Genomic DNA, 15,974 nt, shown 5'->3' with positions numbered 1-15,974 from the left:
CATAAAACAAAGGGCTAAAACCAAAATGGGATTAGCCCTAAATTTAGCTTATTTGTGAAGCTTATGTATGTGTGCAAAGCTATGGTTTTAAAAAATCGAGCCTCTGCTTGCGGGTCGCAACGGATCGTCTCCAAAGCGGTTGCGCCCGTTAGTGCCTTGTTGTACGAAAAATACGATCAATACGATCCAGCCTATTATCGGGATAAAATTTAATAGATAAAACCAGCCGCTTCTATCGGTATCATGCAGGCGTCTTACCGCTACGGCGATAGAAGGTATAATTAATGCCAGTGAAGCTATAGAACTAATAAGACCGATGCCATTGGCGGTAACGGTACCTAATATGCCGTCGATTATCGATGTTACGATTCCTAAAAGTACCACAAATAGTGTGAACCACCAATACTCTGAACGCGATGCGCGCCCCTCAAAACCGAAATAACTCTCTTTGAGACAAGTTTGCACGGACTCCATAAAAGTCATTTTCAACTCCTTTTAAAAAAATATAGTAAATTATATAGCAACAGGGCTTAAATTTATCCTTTATATTGATTAAATTTTAAAATTATTCGCCGCAAATTTAGGCGAAATTTAAAGGCGAAATTTAAAGACAAGCTCCGCCGCAAAAGCAAGCCGTATCAGTTCATAGGATCGTTATTCATCTGCCTTACATGCATACCAAGATGCGCCAGATCGTAGTTGTTTCGTGAGGCGCGAAATTCCGTCGTGCCATAAACTGCGCCGATGCCGAATATCGCCGCGATCACCGAGCCAATATTGGATGCAAGTAAATAAAGTGAGGAATTTAGCACGCTTAAGGCGATATCTATGATGCTTAGCAGTGCAAATACGTAAAACGCTCGCAGATAGGTTTTTTCGCCCGAGCAGTCGGAAAGCTCCTTGCAAACCAAAAGCGCAAACGGCAAAAAAATGGCGGTACAAAAGGTAGCCAAAGCCGTTAGCAGCATAGAATTTTCGAAAAAAACGCGTCCTACAAGCACTAGAGTGTTTAAATACCAAAATACGCCGAATATCGTGAAGTTAAAAAGCAACCTCTTGGATCGCATGCTTCTGGAGGCAAAATACAACCCCACGGCAAAGCAGATGGTAGCGATGAATGAGATATTACTGACTTCATCTGACTTAACGGAATCGATAAAAACCGCCGCGACGTTTAATAAATTTAACCCAAGCGCGATATAAAGCGATACCTTGGCATTCGATAGATTCTCCGCGCTCCTATCGTCCCACTCATATACGAAATCCACGTCGCCCAAGCCTAGGCGCGCATTTTGCTCTCGAACCATCGAGCCGAGTTTAAAAAAATCGCTAATAAGCCAGATCAAAAATATCACATTCGGCAGGGAAAACACCATAAAAGGATTTTTTATCTTTGTAAAAATCTCCTGCACATCCGAGGCGGTAAGATCAGAATCTGGACGCAACTGAGCCGCCAGCTCACCAAATAAATCGCTTTGCGCCAGTAACGATACCGCTGCAAGCGCCACCCATATTATAAATCCCAACCCACCTAAAAGTTGGAATACGGCGGAGACTATGCGTCCAAGATAGAAGCGGTGCGCTCCAAAAGCGCCCAAAACGACGTAAAACGCATAGGCTTTATTTATATCATAGGCTTTAGCGGCGATCTTAGATGAGGCGGAGTAGCCCTCATCATAGCTACCGTTAAAATTTGAACCGCCGCCTGAAGCATTAGAATTTGAACCGCCGCTAGCCGCGGTAAAATTTGAACTTCCGTTTGCGCCGCCCAAGCTGCTGCCGAAATTCAAGCCACCTGCGTTACCAAAAGCGCCGGAATTTGCGCCCGAAGAGCCCGTCTGCGACGAGGCAGCCTCTGCCTGATCTAAATTTGCGCCTAAAATTTCATCGTTATAATTTTCGCTGGTCGAGCTTTTTAAAATTTCATCGCCTAAGCTTTGCTGCGCGTCTTTTAGCTCCGAGCTCTCCTGTGCCGCGGTTGGCGGCTTTTGGGAGTTTAAATTTACTGCCTTTTTTTTGATATTTGCAAGACAAGCGGGGTTAGTTTCGCCGCCCCAGATGTCGTTTCCCATCCTATCTCCTTAATTTTTGGAGTAATTTTACCCGAAATTTAAAGAATTTGCGTTACTCTACGGCAAATTTTAACGGAGGAAAAAATGAATGAAGTAGAGTTTATGGGCAAGCCCGCGCCGCTAGCGGGCAGCAAGCTCGAGCTCGGCGACAAAGCCGCCGTATGCACGCTGGCTGCGCCCGATCTAAGCGAGATCAGGCTCGGCAAAAGCGAGCGGGTGCAGATCATCATGTCGGTGCCGTCGCTTGATATGCCCGGATGCACCGATGAGCTGCGTAAATTTGACGAGCTAACAGCGGGGCTTAGAAACACCGAAGCGATCGTGGTTTCGATGGATCTACCCTTTGCGGCGGAGAAATTTCGCGCTGCGAACGGGATCAAAAATCTGCGTTTTGCAAGCGACTTCCGCGCCAAAGATTTCGCCCGCTCTTACGGCATGTTGATCGGCGGCGGGGTGCTTGCAGGGCTATGCGCGAAGGCGCTATTTATCATCGACAGCCTCGGCGTGACGGTGTACAAGCAAGTAGTAAGCGAGGTGGAATGCGAGCCTGATTTTGAAGCGATGATAGATCTAGCCCGCATAATCTCGCGCAACAGTTGCTCGAACTGAGCCAAATAACAGATCCAAGGTTTGGATAAATTTAACTCGGCGCGCTAGAGCTAAAAGCGGCCTCAAAATCTCGGCGCCGAGCGGCGGAATTTTAAATTTTCTCCGCTGCGGCGCCGCTAGATAAATACATTAAAATTTAGCCCGAGTGGGCTTAATAGCGAGCCGTTTGACGAACGAAGCGGTGCGGGCGGGCGGAGTGAAATTTTACTCTTTTTCGCGCGCCAAACGGCAAAGTGGCAGGCGATTAAGCAATGACAAATTTTATCCGCTCTGCCCTGCCGTAGCCGTGTAAATTTTAAAATTTACTTCCCTTTGCCGCTTAAAATTTTAGAAATTTTTACAGCGTCGTAAGTTTTCGCCTGCGCTTTTAGAAACTCGCAAAGCTCTTTCTGCTTACAAAGGTCGTGAGCGAGCAAAAACTCCGCCGTCATCTCGTCATCCAGCACCACAGCTACTTTGATAAGCGTTTCGATCTCCTTTTTATCGATGCTCGCAAAGCTTTGAAATTTTAAAATTTCCTCTACATAGCGTAGCCTCCCGTCGCGGAATTCTTTAAATTTGGTGCCCGCGGCAAACTCCCTCGCAGCAAGCGGCAGCGCCTCTTTATATCCGAGAATGGAAACGTTATTATCGCTTAAAAATATTAATTCGCTGCCCGCAACCGAGCCGACTACGTCTTTCGTATCTCGCGCGCCGTTTGCGATCAAAAACTTAAAAGCCTCGAAATTATCACTTGCCACGGCATCTCGTAGCAGCCCACTAGCTTTAACGTCCGCGCCGTTTTGTACCAAAAGCTCTAAAAGCCGCATCGCATCGGCACTATCAAAGCGATAAAGCTTCGCCGTCTCGCCGCTAAATTTCGAGCCGAAAAAGATCGCGAGCTTTAGCGGCGATAAAGAACCGCCATCTCCGCCGTAATTGAGATTTGGTTTAAATTTAAGGATTTTTTCTATCCGCTCGAAGTCAAATTTTGAATTTCGCAGCACCTTCGGATTAAAAATGAAAGCGGTGAAAATTCTATCTTTAAACTCCCCGAAATCCTCGTCGATCCTGCCCCTGTTTTGCGCCGCGAATTCCAAAAGCGCGTCCAAGCCCGCATCGATCTGCTCGTCGCTGGCGTTATCGTCATATACGGCCTCAAAATTCGGCTGCGGTAAGTTTAACGCCGCCTGCTGCGTAGTGGCGGCGACTGCGTTCTCTTTAGCGGCGCCGAAAGCGCAGATTACAAGCAAAAGCCACAAAAAGATAAAATTTTTCATATCGCCCTTTCCATAAATTTTGCCCGATTATAACAAAACCGAAGCCTAAATTTGCAAAAGCGGAATAAAAATTTTTATCACTTAGCCCAAAAAAGGCACTAAATTTCGGCAAAAAAGCCACCTTTGCTTTATATTGTGGTAAAATGAGAGCGATGTAAAAATTCGCGCCGAAAGGAGATATTATGAGATTGCTTTTTACTTTGATTTTATTGTGCGCGTCACTCTTTGCAAATACGCTTGAAGAGATTAGGCATCAGGGTGTCGTTAGAATCGGCGTTAGAGACGGCAGGCCGCCTTTTAGCGAAGAAATCGGCGGTAAATTTGAAGGCTTTGAGATCGAGCTTGCTAACGCGATCGCAAAGGAGATTTTTGGCGGCAAACAGGGTGAGGTGCAATTCGTCTCTACAAGCGCTTCCGATCGCGTCTCATATCTGGTAAATAATAAAGTCGATCTGGTCATTGCTACCTTCGTCATCGACGCAGAGCGTAAAAAGCACGTAGACTTCTCAACACCCTATTTTTCTACTAATCTAGGTGTGCTAACCCGCAAAGCGGACGCCATCACCGATATATCGAAGCTTCGCGACATCAAGCTCGCAACGGAAGCCGGCACCACGGTAGATAACTATCTAAAAAAGGAAAAATTTACCAACGTAAGCTATTGTAAAAATACCTCCGAATGCTACGCGATGATCAAAGACGGCAGGGCGGACGGATATGTAAATTTAAATATCACGACTCTAGCTTACGCAGTCATCGACGATACACTGGAAGTGCCGTTTCAAAACTTCGGCAAACCCGACTTCATCGGTATCGGCGTGCAAAAGGGAAACCAAGCCCTGCTTGATCTGATCAATTCCGAACTCATCAAGCTAAGCAAAGAGGGATTTTTCAAAAAGGCTTATGAGGACACCTTCGAGCCGTTTTACCGCGGTACGGCGGATAAAAAATACTTCCTACTGGATGGGATCTATAATTTGCTTTAAAAAATTGCGGGGATAAGATTAAATTTAATACTACCCTTTGAAAATGCGTCGCCTGTCTTTGCCGCGCAAATATCACGGGTTTTGCGACAAATGCAGGCTTAAAATATGCCTGGCTAAATCGCGAGGCAAGTTTAAATTTAATAAGGAGTATCGGTGAAACTACTTTTTACTTTGGCATTGATTTGTGCCTCTATCTTTGCTAACACTCTTGAGGAGATAAAGCATCAAGGCAGCGTTAGAATAGGTGTGCGTGAAGGTCGTCCGCCGCTTAGCGAGTCCGTTAACGGTAAATTTGAGGGCTTTGAGATCGAGCTTGCCAGCGCAATCGCTAAGGACATTTTCGGCGAAAACAAAGGAAGCGTCGAGTTCGTGGCCGTAACCGCGGGAGAGAGGATTCCGTTTTTACAAAACAACAAGGTCGATATAGTTATCGGCACCTTTATGATAACGCCTGAGAGAAAAAAACAGGTCGATTTTTCGCTGCCATATCTATCGGTAAATTTTGGCATCGTAACGCGCAAAGAGGATCAAGTAAGGGATTTTGCGCGCGTCCGCGATATGAAAATTTCGATCGAAAAAAATCCCAACGGCTCGATGACCGAGCGCTATCTGCGAAAAGAGAAATTTAGCAATTTGGTCTATTGCAAAAATACTAGCGAGTGTTACGCGATGATGAAGGACGGCAGAGCCGACGGTTACGCAAACGACAACATAATCGTCCTAGCCTACGCCGTAGTGGACGACGCGCTGGAGGTGCCGTTTAAAAATTTAGGAGCGGCGGAATTTCTAGGCATTGGCGTGCAAAAGGGCAACAAGGAGCTACTGGATTTCATAAATTCCGAACTCATCAAGCTAAGCAAAGAGGGATTTTTCAAAAAGGCGTATGAGGACACCTTCGAGCCGTTTTACCGCGGCACTGCGGATAGAAAATACTTCCTTTTAGACGGAATTTATAACATGCTTTAGACCTTAGAATTCTAAGGCGCGGGATTTTTAAATTTTAAAATTCCGCTTCGCACGCGGCGAGTGGAATTCTGCAATCCGTAAATTTTGAAATTTTTGTAGCTGCGAGATTTCGTAAAATTCTAAAATTTAAAATTTTATCTCACGCTTGCTCGGTTTTAGAATATCTATTCCATTCAAAGCAAAATTCTACGCTACGGAGAGAATTTTAGAATTTACTCGCACTGCGAATTTTAAAATCCGTACTGCAACAAAATCCCCCAGATAAGCGCGATAAATTTAAAAGGATAAAATTCCGCGTGAGGCAAATTCTGACTCACGGCAAAAGCGCGGTCGCCGCAGATGCTATCGTTTAAGCTTTGTAGCCGCAGAAATTTACTCAAACGCCTTGTAGTGCGCCTCATCGGCGAATTCTAACATCTCGCGATCGCCCCTGCTGTCGCCGTAAGCGATGATTCGATCGAAAGCCTGCACGTCGTATGCCGCACGCACGCGGGCGACTTTTTGCGCGCCGTAGCAGTTCTGCCCCTCGATCTCGCCCGTGATGATGCCGCCTTTGCGCCGTATTTTGGTGCCTAAAAGCTCCAAGCCCTGCGCGTCGCACCACGGGCGCAGCCAGTCTTCGAGCGAGGCGGTAACGATGACGACCCTATCGCCCGCGGCTTTGTAGCTTGCGATCTTGTCCATCGCGCTTTGTTTTAGGATATCTTCGATGTGAGTGGTAGAGTATTTTTTGCAAATTTTATCGAATTTATCGGCACTCATGCCCGCAAAAAAGTAGCCTAGAAGCTTTCTGCGCGTAAAATTATTGCTCGCAAGACCTAGCTTATACGCCGCTAAAATGGGCGATAGCACCAAAATCCCGCGAAAAAATTTCTTAAATCCGACTACGTAGGCGACGAACTCGAGCAGGGAATCATCTCGCGTGATCGTGCCGTCAAAGTCGAATAAAACAAGATTCATTGTCTCTCCTAGCAAAATTTCAGAAGCGTAAATTTTAAAATTTGCCTATAAAAAAGGCGTGAAATTTAAAAGCTAAATTTCACGCCAAATTTTAAAATTTCATTTTGAAATTCTATTTTTTCGCCATTCGTCTGCGCGTCGTAGGGTCTAAGTATCGCTTACGCACGCGGATATTTACGGGCGTAACCTCCACAAGCTCGTCCTCTTCGATCCACTCCAGCGCGCGCTCTAAATTTAGCGCACGCGGCGGCACGAGCTTGATCGCGTCGTCGCTACCGCTGGCGCGGACGTTGGTTAAATTTTTACCCTTGATCGGATTAACGTCCAGATCGTTCGGACGGCTATGCTCGCCGATAATCATGCCCAGATAAACCTTCGCCTGCGGAGCGATAAAAAGCACGCCGCGATCTTGCAGGTTCCACAGGCTGTATCCTAGCGCCACTCCGTTTTCCATACTTACGAGCGCGCCGTTTTGTCGCTTCTCGACCGCGCCGATGAAAGGGCGGAATTCCAAAAAGCTATGGTTCATCACGCCTTCGCCGCGAGTATCGGTCAAAAACTGCGAACGAAAGCCGATAAGACCGCGCGCCGGGATCTCAAACTCCATACGCGTCTGCCCGTCGCCGGTAGGGTTCATCACCTTCATCTCGGCCTTTTTGCGGCCTAGTTTTTCGATGACGGTGCCGGTGCAATCATCGGGCGCGTCGATAACTAGGTGCTCGAAAGGCTCGCATTTGATGCCGTCGATCTCTTTGATGATAACTTCCGGGCGCCCAAGGCAAAACTCAAAGCCCTCGCGGCGCATATTCTCGGCCAAAATCGTGATCTGCAGCTCGCCGCGACCGCTTACTTTAAATTTGCCCTCGCCCGCGTTTTCATAGCGCATCGCGATGTTGGTTTTCATCTCCGCTTCCAAGCGCTCGTCGATCTTGTTTGAGGTTACGAATTTACCCTCCGTGCCCGCTAGCGGTCCGTCATTTACGCTGAAAATTACGCTGAGGGTCGGCTCTTCGATATGCAGCGCATCAAGCGGAATCGGATTATTGGGATCTACGATGCTATCGCCTACGTCAAGCGCGTCAAAGCCCGCAATCGCCACGATATCGCCAGTGCCTGCCGCGTCGATGTCGGTGCGCTCAAGCCCGCTAAAGCCGATGAGCTTTGAAATTCTACCGTTGATGTGCGTGCCGTCGGCTTTAGCTAGCATAACGCTTTGGTTTTTGTTTATCGTGCCGTTGAAAATCCTAGCGATGCCGATCTTACCGACGTAGTTGTCGTAATCTAGCGTGAAAACCTGCAGTTGCAGCGGATTTTCATCGCTACCGCTCGGAGTAGGGACGTGAGAGATGATCGTCTCAAAAAGCGGCTTCATATCGGCGCTTTCGTCGCTTAGATCGTATTTTGCGTAGCCGTTTTTAGCGGCGGCGTAGATGACGGGAAACTCGAGTTGCTCGTCGTTTGCGTCAAGCGCTACGAAAAGATCGAAAATTTCATTTACCACGCGGTCCGGATCGGCTGCGGGCTTGTCGATTTTATTTACGACCACGATCGGCCGCAGCCCCAAAGACAGCGCCTTTTTCACGACAAATTTAGTCTGCGGCATAACGCCTTCTTGCGCATCGACGAGCAAGAGCACTCCGTCCACCATCTTTAGTACGCGCTCAACCTCGCCGCCGAAATCGGCGTGGCCCGGAGTGTCGATGATATTGATTTTAACGCCGCCGTAGTGGATGGCGGTATTTTTGGATAGAATCGTAATGCCGCGCTCGCGCTCAATATCGTTGCTGTCCATCACGCGCTCGCCGACCTCTTGGCGGTTGCCGAAGGTGCCGGATTGTTTTAAAAGCTCATCTACGATAGTGGTCTTTCCGTGATCGACGTGCGCGATAACCGCGATATTTCTGATATTTTCCAAAATTTTCTCCGTTTGCTATTTTAAAGGCTGACGATTATACTAAAAAAATTCTTAAGATAAAAATTTACGAATACTCTTTGACTTCGCAGACAAAAAACTCATAAACGCGCTGTTGGATCAGCGCATCTTCGTCATCATCGCCGATCAGACGGCGTAGATGCGAAAAATCGATCTTTTTGATATATTTTTTGTTATTTTTAATATCCCTGTCGATCTCTTTTAAAAGCGAGTCTAAATTTAGGCCTTTATAGGTCTTCGCCTTTAAGATATACTCTTTTACGATGGAGACCAGCACGCCGATGCGCTGCTCATCGCCTACGTAAATTTCGCCCGCTATATCTTTGATCACGTCGTAATCCTCGTCAGTCTGCTTCTTTTTGGCAAGCAGCATCGCGGCAAAAATTTTGGCTCTAAACTCGATAGAGCGATGATGAGGGATAAAGACCTCGCGAAATACGGATAGAAGATGATTTTTGAAATTCATTTATAACCTTACTTTAAGAAACATTTCCATATAATCCCGTTTGCCCTTTCTTAGACCTGTGCAATGCTTTTTTTAGGCACCGCTTCAGGGTAGGAATACAGCAGAGCACTTAGATCTCGCATGTGCCGCAGCCATCTGGGAAGGGGTTTTATAAATCGATCCTATTAAGCCCGAAATGCTCTTTGAAATCCTCGCAAACACTCTGAAAATCAACGCCTTCAATTTTCGGCTTTGCTTTGAAAAACTCTAGCATCGAATTATACCCGCTAAGCAATTCCTTGCTTTTCACGCCGTAGCTAATCGAAATTCCAGCCTCAAAAAACGCCGCGAGTTTGTCGCAATACTTAAGCGCCTTGCCGTCGATTGCGCGAAATTTATCTTCGTTAAACATCTTTAGGCTGCCTTCTGCAAATTTAGGCTCCTTGCCTAGCTCGAAGGTGCGGTTTTCAAACTCATCTTTTATAAATTTACCGCTCTCTTTGCGGATACCCAAAATATAGCTGAAATCATCTCTCATATGCTCCGGCACGAAAGGCAAAATTTTATCGTCTATTAGTCGCATCTCATATTCGCTAATGATGTCGCTAAGGCCTTTGACGCCGTATTTTACGGGGCTAATGATGTCGCGAGTGAGGCTTTCAGGCAAATCGTGAAATAACGCGCAGAAAAAATTATACGCCGTGCGCGAGCGGCACGCATCCACTTCAAGCGAAAAAAAGTAGCTTAAAATCGCAACTACCAGCATGTGTCCAAGCACCGATGTCTCAGGAATTCGCGGCGTCTGCGCCCAGCGCTTTTGAAAACGAAGTCTGCCGCTAAGATCGACTATGCGGGCAAGCTTTTTATTCATCACGATCTTTCGCACGCCGATAAGCTCGTAATAATCCTCGAGCTCCTCCTCCACCTTGGCTTTTAGCTCCTCGATGTCGTTTAGAAACTGACTCGTCTGATAGACGATGTTAAATTCCCACCGCGTAGAGAGGTAGCTTGCCGCCTTTAAGATCACGGCTTCTTTCTTATGATCTTTGGAATTTAGATATTTTTTAAATCGCTCGAAAAAAGCGCCGTTTTGAATAGGCAAAAGATCGCTTTCGAGGACGCTTAAAACCCATTCGTTGATCTTATCCTTTTTGGTTTTTTGAATCTGATGAAAGACGTCCGGGCGGATGTCGGTCACGACGATGCGCGCTAAAAACTCAAAGATCCCCGCTTCGATGACGTAGTTGATATCCACGTCCCACTCGAAGCTAGCGATAAAATAAGCGATGATAAATTTATGCGCCTGTTTGTCGAGCTCAACTAGGCTCACCATCTTTGGGTAATCGTTCCAGCGGCTAATGCTTGCGGATTTAAAAATTTGTTCGACTAAATTTGAGCTTATCATCGGTAAATTTGATCCGAGTTAATTTCAATTACAGTGTGGACGTTGCCGCGCGGATTAAAATCGCCTCTGATTTTCATAAATTTAGGCTTTAGCTTGCTTTGCAGCGCGCCGTAAATTTCATTTATGCTATCTTCGTGGCTGATATAGCGGTTCATGAATGAATTTATGTAAATTTTAATCGCTTTAAGTTCGACTACGAGCTTATACGGGATATATTCCAAATAGATCGTCGCAAAGTCCGGATAGCCAGAACGCGGGCAGCGGCAGCAAAACTCGGGTAGGGTTATTTTTATCAAATAGTCACGCTCCTGTTTATTGGGCCAAACTTCTAAATTTTCGATGTCAAATTTTTCAATTTCCTCTTCGCCGTATCTCACTATGATCTCCTTAAATTCGATATATCGTTCGGCTTTTCGACGCAAAATCCCTGAATATAATCGATGCCCATTTTATAAAGCTGCATTTGAAATTCCTGCTTATCTACAAAGCGCATTACAGTTTCAACGCCGGATTTAGCGCAGGCTTCGTTCATGCCTATAAATATATTTTTAATCTTTTCATCGTCTAAATTTTTATTAAATTCTATATCGTAAACAATAAAATCCACTTCCAAAAATTTCAAATATTCAAAGCTTGCATTCGAGCCGCCAAACTGCGACAGCGCGAAGCTAAATCCAAGTTCGCGGAATTTAATCAAAATTTCGTCAAAGCGCTTGATCTCCGAATAAATAAGCTTTTCGTTAAACTCAAACACGATCTTTTTCGGATCGATCAGATTATTATCGATGAGCTTTAAAATTTCATTGCGAAACTCGTTATTTCGCAGGGTCTGAGGCATGACCTCGATAAAAATTTTAGCGTCGATATCTTTAAAATAGATGATCCTAGAAATCTGCCTCATCATCGAAATATCGTATTTAATATCGTAATGATTTAGAAGCAAAATATCTAAAATTCTACTTTTTGTGATCTTTTCGCCACTTCTTAGATCAAGCTTTGGAATTAAATTTATATGTGATTTTACGCCGTTTTTATCTGCGACGCGCTGATATTTAAAGCTAAAATTTTCACTATCGATCGCTTCCATTACGTCGGCGGAAAACACGTCTATTAATACTTTCTCTACGTCAATAGCCTTCTCGCCGTGCTCTTCGTCGTCCAGGTGATTTATCTTATAAAATAGCGCATTTACGATATTATGTAGATTGCGATCATAGGAGCTTGGAAGCATCGTAAATTCGCTTTTTATCTCTACATTTTTGATCGTTTGACTTGAAATTTTATGCTCAAACATCCGCAAAATATGGCTTAAATTTGTAGCTTTTGATTCTACGCCGAATACAAAGTAGCCATTTATAAAGCGCCCGATCGGAAGGTCCTTAAAACCTTGCTCCGCCATAAAATTTGAAAGCTCCTTACAATACTCGTATAAAATTTCATCGCCGTTTTTGTAGCCGTATCGATCGTTTATGTCGATGATATTTTTAATTCGCAAAAGAACGATATTTATTTGACGATTTTTAGCTAGATCATTACTTAAAATTTTCTCGATCTCCTCGCGCACAAACACGTGAGTAACGGGATCTATCAGCGTCTTTTGAAAGCCAAAGTAAATTTGATAGATGACATAATAAACATAGCAGATTAAAAGTATCAAAAACAAAATTACGTCATCAAATTTAAACTCGCCATTTCGGAATAAAATAATTCCAAAAACAATCAAAACGCAGGTAAATGGCACTGAAATTTTAAGCGCCGTTATAAAGCGGTTTTCGCGCTCTTTGGTCTCACTAAATAAAACAGACATTATATATCCAAGTGTTTAACGTCTTTGGCATGGTCTTGAATGTAATTCCTACGCGGTTCAACCTCGTCGCCCATGAAGAGATTAAAGGTATCGCTAGCACTCTGTGCGTCTGCAATGCTAATTTTTAAAAGCCTTCTATTTTCAGGGCTCATAGTTGTTTCCCAAAGCTGCTCCGGATTCATCTCTCCAAGACCTTTATAGCGCTGAATATAAGCGCCTTTTTTCGAGCTTTTTTCGATTTCATCTAAAATTTCAATAAAATCCTTACCGAAGCTTACATCTCGCTCTTTGATCTTTGAATAAACTCTGATCGCCTCTTCAAAGATATAATTGCCAAATAAATTCTCATCTATCACAAGCTGTTCCAAGCCGCTCGGCGTCTGGACATAAATTCTAATGCCTTCATCATTTACGTAGGAATTTAAGATATTAAATCCTTCACTTTCCAAGCGGGGTTTTAAAATTTTAAATAGCTCCTCATAGCCAAGGCTTCGCGCTTCATCGTTTTCTATCAAAAATCTGATCGCGCTAAGCACGCTGAAGCGCTTTTTAAGCTCATTTAGAAGCGAGCGATAGTTTGAGACGATTTTTAGGTAATCAATCAGATCCTCGTTGCCGATCCCTTCAAACTCGCCCATATCGATGCCGGTTTCGATCAAAAACTCACTAAGCGCCTTTTCGTCTTTTAGATAGATCTCTTTTTTGCCCTTTTTATACCTAAAAAGCGGCGGCTGTGCTAGATAAACATAGCCATTTTCGACAACAGGGCGTAAAAATCTAAAGAAAAATGTTAAAAGAAGCGTCTGAATGTGGCTACCGTCGACATCCGCATCGGTCATAATGATGATTTTGTGATAGCGGAGCTTCTCTTCGTTAAATTCCTCGCCGATACCACAACCAAAAGCCGTTATCATATTTTTAATCTCTTCTGATTGTAAAATTCTATCCAGCCGCGCCTTTTCTACGTTTAAAATTTTACCTCTAAGCGGCAGGATCGCTTGAAATAAGCGGTCTCTTCCCTGCTTCGCCGAACCGCCCGCGCTATCGCCCTCGACTAGATAAATTTCGCTGATGCTTGCATCCTTACTCTGACAATCGGCTAGCTTTCCCGGAAGAGTTCCGACGGAATTTATATTGTCTTTTTTGCGCGTTAGATCGCGCGCTTTTTTTGCCGCTTCGCGACCGCGCGCGGCCAAAAGAGCCTTATTCATAATGGCACGCGCTTCGATCGGATTTTCTTCAAAATACTTGCTAAGTACCTCGAACGCCATCTTTTGCACGATCGGCTTAACGTAGCTAGAGCCCAGCTTACCTTTAGTTTGTCCCTCAAACTGCGGCTCGGGAACCTTTACGCTAATTACCGCGATAAGTCCCTCGCGAACGTCGTCGCCGGTGATCTTCGTATCTTTTTCACGCGCAGCCGCATTTGCCGCGACATAATTTGTTATCGCGCGCGTAAGACCCGCTCTAAAACCCGCTTCATGCGTACCGCCGTCTGGAGTTTTAATATTATTTACGAAGCTCAGTAAATTTTCGCTATACGTTTCGTTGTACATAAGCGCAAAATCTACCATAACATCTTCCGCGCCGTCGCTAAACGACACGGCTTTGGATATGGCAGGCGCTTTATTCATATCGTTTACGAAGCTTTCCAAACCGCCTTCAAAGTGAAAGTGTTCATCCCTGCCCGTGCGGTTATCTTTAAAATTTATCGTGATTTTTGGATTTAGATACGCTAGCTCGCGAAATCTTTTTGATAAAATTTCATCGTCAAACTCTAAAATTTCAAAAATTTCATCATCGGGCCAAAACTCGATCGTAGTGCCCGTACGGTTCGTTGTTTTTAATTTCTCAAGATCAGTAACGGGAATGCCTTTTGAAAACTCCTGCCTAAAAATATTTCCGTCGCGCTTGATCGTAGCGATGAGCTTTTTTGAAAGCGCATTTACAACGCTAACGCCAACGCCGTGCAGACCGCCGGAAACTTTGTAAGTGTCTTTGTCAAATTTACCACCTGCGTGAAGCACGGTTAGAACCACCGTCGCGGCAGGAATTTTTTCAGTCGGATGCATATCAACGGGGATTCCGCGACCATTATCGCTAACGATACAGCTTCCTTCGCTCGTAATCTCGATATCGATCGTGTCGCAGTACCCCGCCATCGACTCATCGATCGAATTATCCACGACCTCATAGATCATATGGTGAAGTCCGCCGATATTGGTGTCTCCGATATACATACCGGGGCGCTTCCTAACGGCTTCAAGACCCTTTAAAACTTTAATATTACTAGCGCCGTAATTTTGCTTCATAATTTTCCTTTAAATATTATTTATTGGCATGACGACCGTTTTTAAGCCATCCGCGCTAAGCACAAACGCCGTATCGGAGCTGTTAAAATTTAGCTCAAAAATTTCACTTTCTATGCTACTTAAAAAATCGAGCAGAAAGCGATTTTTAACGCCGAAGACTATCTCGCCGTTTATCTCAATCGCCGCTTCAATTTCGGTCTTTGCCTCGGAATTATCCTCGTTGATGCTCTCAAAAATCATTCCATCCTTTTTAATGGTAACCTTCATCTCCTCACACATCGCGTTTATCGCTCGTACGCCGCTTACCATCTTATCGCGCGGGATTGAAATTTTATACGCCGTATCGCTTGGGATAACGCGCTCGTAGTTTGGAAATTTGCCGTTTATAAGCTTCGTAAAAAACTCAAAATTCTCGCTCACAGCTAGCAGCACGTTTTCGTCGTAGTAAATTTTAATCTTGTCTGAAAATAGCTTTTGAATTTCACCTATCGCCTTTTTAGGGATTAAAATTTTTGTATCGAGCTCGCCCGCTTTTGATTGAGTGATCAGCTTATAAACGCTAAGTCGCTTAGTATCGGTTCCGACTAAATTTAAAAAGCCCTCTTTTACGTCAATTAAAGCGCCGTTAAGCTCATATTTTGGATTGTTGGTGTCGATCGACGGATATATTTTTTTAAGGCTTCTGCCTAAAATTCCAGCATTTACGTCAAAGCTGTTTTTACCATCTATTGTAGGAAAGCTCGGAAAATCCCTCGTTTCAAACATCGGAAGCTTGTACTTGGATTTTTTTTGCTTCACAAATAGCGCTCCGTTAACGGTTTCTAAAGTTACGTTATCGTCGCTTAAGCCTTTAATAACGCTAAGAAGTTTGCCTCCGTTTGCCGTAGCTTCTCCCTCTGTTTCTATCGAGACATTTTGTAGATTGTAGCTCAAACCGATTTCATGATCGGTAGCTTTTATACTAAAAATTCCATCTTTAGCGCTCATCAAAAGATGCGAAGTTATCGAGCTTAGATCTTTCTTATCGAGATAGGAACTCGTATTGGAAACTATCTCTTCTAAAAGTTTTTTAGTGATTAACACTTTCATATTTTTATCCTTTTAAAATTTTATCGTTGTAGTAGTTGGTAAGAGTTTTTTGTGAAAAACTCATTTTTGGATCCATTTTTAGGAGGTTTATATCGTGAGTAAGTGATCTCATTTTATTCACTTTTATTCAC

At 44.3% G+C, this 15,974-nt stretch carries 14 protein-coding genes, 1 other RNA gene and 1 pseudogene; 4 read left to right on the top strand and 12 right to left on the bottom strand.

What is annotated here, in order from left to right; all coding sequences use genetic code 11:
* Window positions 1-87: 87 nt before the first annotated feature.
* Window positions 88-483 (bottom strand): DUF805 domain-containing protein, encoded by a 396-nt coding sequence (locus tag Q0438_RS04995; RefSeq protein WP_299188052.1) that lies wholly within the window; start codon window positions 481-483, stop codon window positions 88-90.
* A gap of 155 nt (window positions 484-638) precedes the next feature.
* Complete coding sequence (locus Q0438_RS04990) at window positions 639-2,072, bottom strand: NINE protein (RefSeq protein WP_299188049.1); 1,434 nt, start codon at window positions 2,070-2,072, stop codon at window positions 639-641.
* An 84-nt stretch (window positions 2,073-2,156) separates the two neighbouring features.
* On the opposite strand from Q0438_RS04990, the gene tpx reads away from it, so the two are divergent.
* Window positions 2,157-2,681, top strand: coding sequence for a thiol peroxidase (tpx, locus tag Q0438_RS04985; RefSeq protein WP_299188047.1), 525 nt, complete (start codon window positions 2,157-2,159; stop codon window positions 2,679-2,681).
* Window positions 2,682-2,983: 302 nt separating this feature from the next.
* On the opposite strand, the gene Q0438_RS04980 is transcribed toward tpx, so the two are convergent.
* Entirely contained in the window at window positions 2,984-3,940 is a 957-nt protein-coding gene (locus Q0438_RS04980) for a hypothetical protein (protein WP_299188044.1), read from the bottom strand.
* Between the two features lie 182 nt (window positions 3,941-4,122).
* Here Q0438_RS04980 and Q0438_RS04975 point away from each other — a divergent pair, with 182 nt between their 5' ends.
* Window positions 4,123-4,926, top strand: a complete 804-nt coding sequence (locus tag Q0438_RS04975) for a transporter substrate-binding domain-containing protein (protein WP_299188041.1) — start codon at window positions 4,123-4,125, stop codon at window positions 4,924-4,926.
* Between the two features lie 153 nt (window positions 4,927-5,079).
* A complete protein-coding gene (locus Q0438_RS04970) occupies window positions 5,080-5,892 on the top strand; it encodes a transporter substrate-binding domain-containing protein (protein ID WP_299188040.1) in 813 nt (270 codons plus the stop codon).
* Window positions 5,893-6,122: 230 nt separating this feature from the next.
* Here the strand turns inward: Q0438_RS04970 and Q0438_RS04965 are convergent, their stop codons facing one another.
* From Q0438_RS04965 to Q0438_RS04950, 4 genes are all read right to left on the bottom strand, one after another.
* Window positions 6,123-6,272 (bottom strand): hypothetical protein, encoded by a 150-nt coding sequence (locus Q0438_RS04965; protein WP_299188038.1) that lies wholly within the window; start codon window positions 6,270-6,272, stop codon window positions 6,123-6,125.
* On the bottom strand, window positions 6,265-6,852 hold the full coding sequence (locus Q0438_RS04960; protein ID WP_299188036.1) for an HAD-IB family hydrolase: 588 nt from the start codon (window positions 6,850-6,852) through the stop codon (window positions 6,265-6,267). The genes Q0438_RS04965 and Q0438_RS04960 overlap by 8 nt, the downstream gene beginning before the upstream one ends.
* A gap of 112 nt (window positions 6,853-6,964) precedes the next feature.
* Entirely contained in the window at window positions 6,965-8,767 is a 1,803-nt protein-coding gene (gene typA, locus Q0438_RS04955) for a translational GTPase TypA (protein ID WP_299188034.1), read from the bottom strand.
* 64 nt (window positions 8,768-8,831) lie between these two features.
* Window positions 8,832-9,251, bottom strand: a complete 420-nt coding sequence (locus tag Q0438_RS04950; protein WP_299188032.1) for a hypothetical protein — start codon at window positions 9,249-9,251, stop codon at window positions 8,832-8,834.
* Window positions 9,252-9,298: 47 nt separating this feature from the next.
* On the opposite strand from Q0438_RS04950, the gene ffs reads away from it, so the two are divergent.
* Window positions 9,299-9,396, top strand: an RNA gene (gene ffs, locus Q0438_RS04945) — signal recognition particle sRNA small type.
* A 3-nt stretch (window positions 9,397-9,399) separates the two neighbouring features.
* Here ffs and Q0438_RS04940 read toward each other — a convergent pair.
* The 5 genes and pseudogenes from Q0438_RS04940 to dnaN all read right to left on the bottom strand — a co-directional run bounded on the left by Q0438_RS04940 (window position 9,400) and on the right by dnaN (window position 15,843).
* Window positions 9,400-10,635: an HD domain-containing protein gene (locus Q0438_RS04940; RefSeq protein ID WP_299188030.1), complete on the bottom strand. Its 1,236-nt coding sequence runs from the start codon at window positions 10,633-10,635 to the stop codon at window positions 9,400-9,402.
* Window positions 10,635-11,033, bottom strand: a pseudogene (gene queF, locus Q0438_RS04935) (preQ(1) synthase); the annotation flags it as partial. The pseudogene queF and the gene Q0438_RS04940, both read right to left, overlap by 1 nt.
* Window positions 11,012-12,442, bottom strand: a complete 1,431-nt coding sequence (locus Q0438_RS04930; RefSeq protein ID WP_299188024.1) for an EAL domain-containing protein — start codon at window positions 12,440-12,442, stop codon at window positions 11,012-11,014. The gene Q0438_RS04930 and the pseudogene queF, both read right to left, overlap by 22 nt.
* Entirely contained in the window at window positions 12,442-14,754 is a 2,313-nt protein-coding gene (gyrB, locus tag Q0438_RS04925; protein ID WP_299188022.1) for a DNA topoisomerase (ATP-hydrolyzing) subunit B, read from the bottom strand. The genes Q0438_RS04930 and gyrB overlap by 1 nt, the downstream gene beginning before the upstream one ends.
* 9 nt (window positions 14,755-14,763) lie before the next feature.
* Complete coding sequence (dnaN, locus tag Q0438_RS04920; protein ID WP_299188019.1) at window positions 14,764-15,843, bottom strand: DNA polymerase III subunit beta; 1,080 nt, start codon at window positions 15,841-15,843, stop codon at window positions 14,764-14,766.
* Window positions 15,844-15,974 lie beyond the last annotated feature (131 nt).

Source organism: uncultured Campylobacter sp. (genome assembly GCF_938030785.1).
Taxonomy (GTDB): Bacteria; Campylobacterota; Campylobacteria; order Campylobacterales; family Campylobacteraceae; genus Campylobacter_B.
Note: the sequence above shows the minus strand (reverse complement) of the source record. Positions and strands in the feature narration are given on the sequence as shown.

Coding starts and splice junctions, on each gene's coding strand:
- Q0438_RS04995 (WP_299188052.1), bottom strand. CDS start 483: ATGACTTTTATGGAGTCCGTGCAAACTTGTCTCAAAGAGAGTTATTTC.
- Q0438_RS04960 (WP_299188036.1), bottom strand. CDS start 6,852: ATGAATCTTGTTTTATTCGACTTTGACGGCACGATCACGCGAGATGAT.
- dnaN (WP_299188019.1), bottom strand. CDS start 15,843: ATGAAAGTGTTAATCACTAAAAAACTTTTAGAAGAGATAGTTTCCAAT.
- gyrB (WP_299188022.1), bottom strand. CDS start 14,754: ATGAAGCAAAATTACGGCGCTAGTAATATTAAAGTTTTAAAGGGTCTT.
- Q0438_RS04940 (WP_299188030.1), bottom strand. CDS start 10,635: ATGATAAGCTCAAATTTAGTCGAACAAATTTTTAAATCCGCAAGCATT.
- Q0438_RS04980 (WP_299188044.1), bottom strand. CDS start 3,940: ATGAAAAATTTTATCTTTTTGTGGCTTTTGCTTGTAATCTGCGCTTTC.
- Q0438_RS04950 (WP_299188032.1), bottom strand. CDS start 9,251: ATGAATTTCAAAAATCATCTTCTATCCGTATTTCGCGAGGTCTTTATC.
- Q0438_RS04990 (WP_299188049.1), bottom strand. CDS start 2,072: ATGGGAAACGACATCTGGGGCGGCGAAACTAACCCCGCTTGTCTTGCA.
- Q0438_RS04975 (WP_299188041.1), top strand. CDS start 4,123: ATGAGATTGCTTTTTACTTTGATTTTATTGTGCGCGTCACTCTTTGCA.
- Q0438_RS04930 (WP_299188024.1), bottom strand. CDS start 12,442: ATGTCTGTTTTATTTAGTGAGACCAAAGAGCGCGAAAACCGCTTTATA.
- tpx (WP_299188047.1), top strand. CDS start 2,157: ATGAATGAAGTAGAGTTTATGGGCAAGCCCGCGCCGCTAGCGGGCAGC.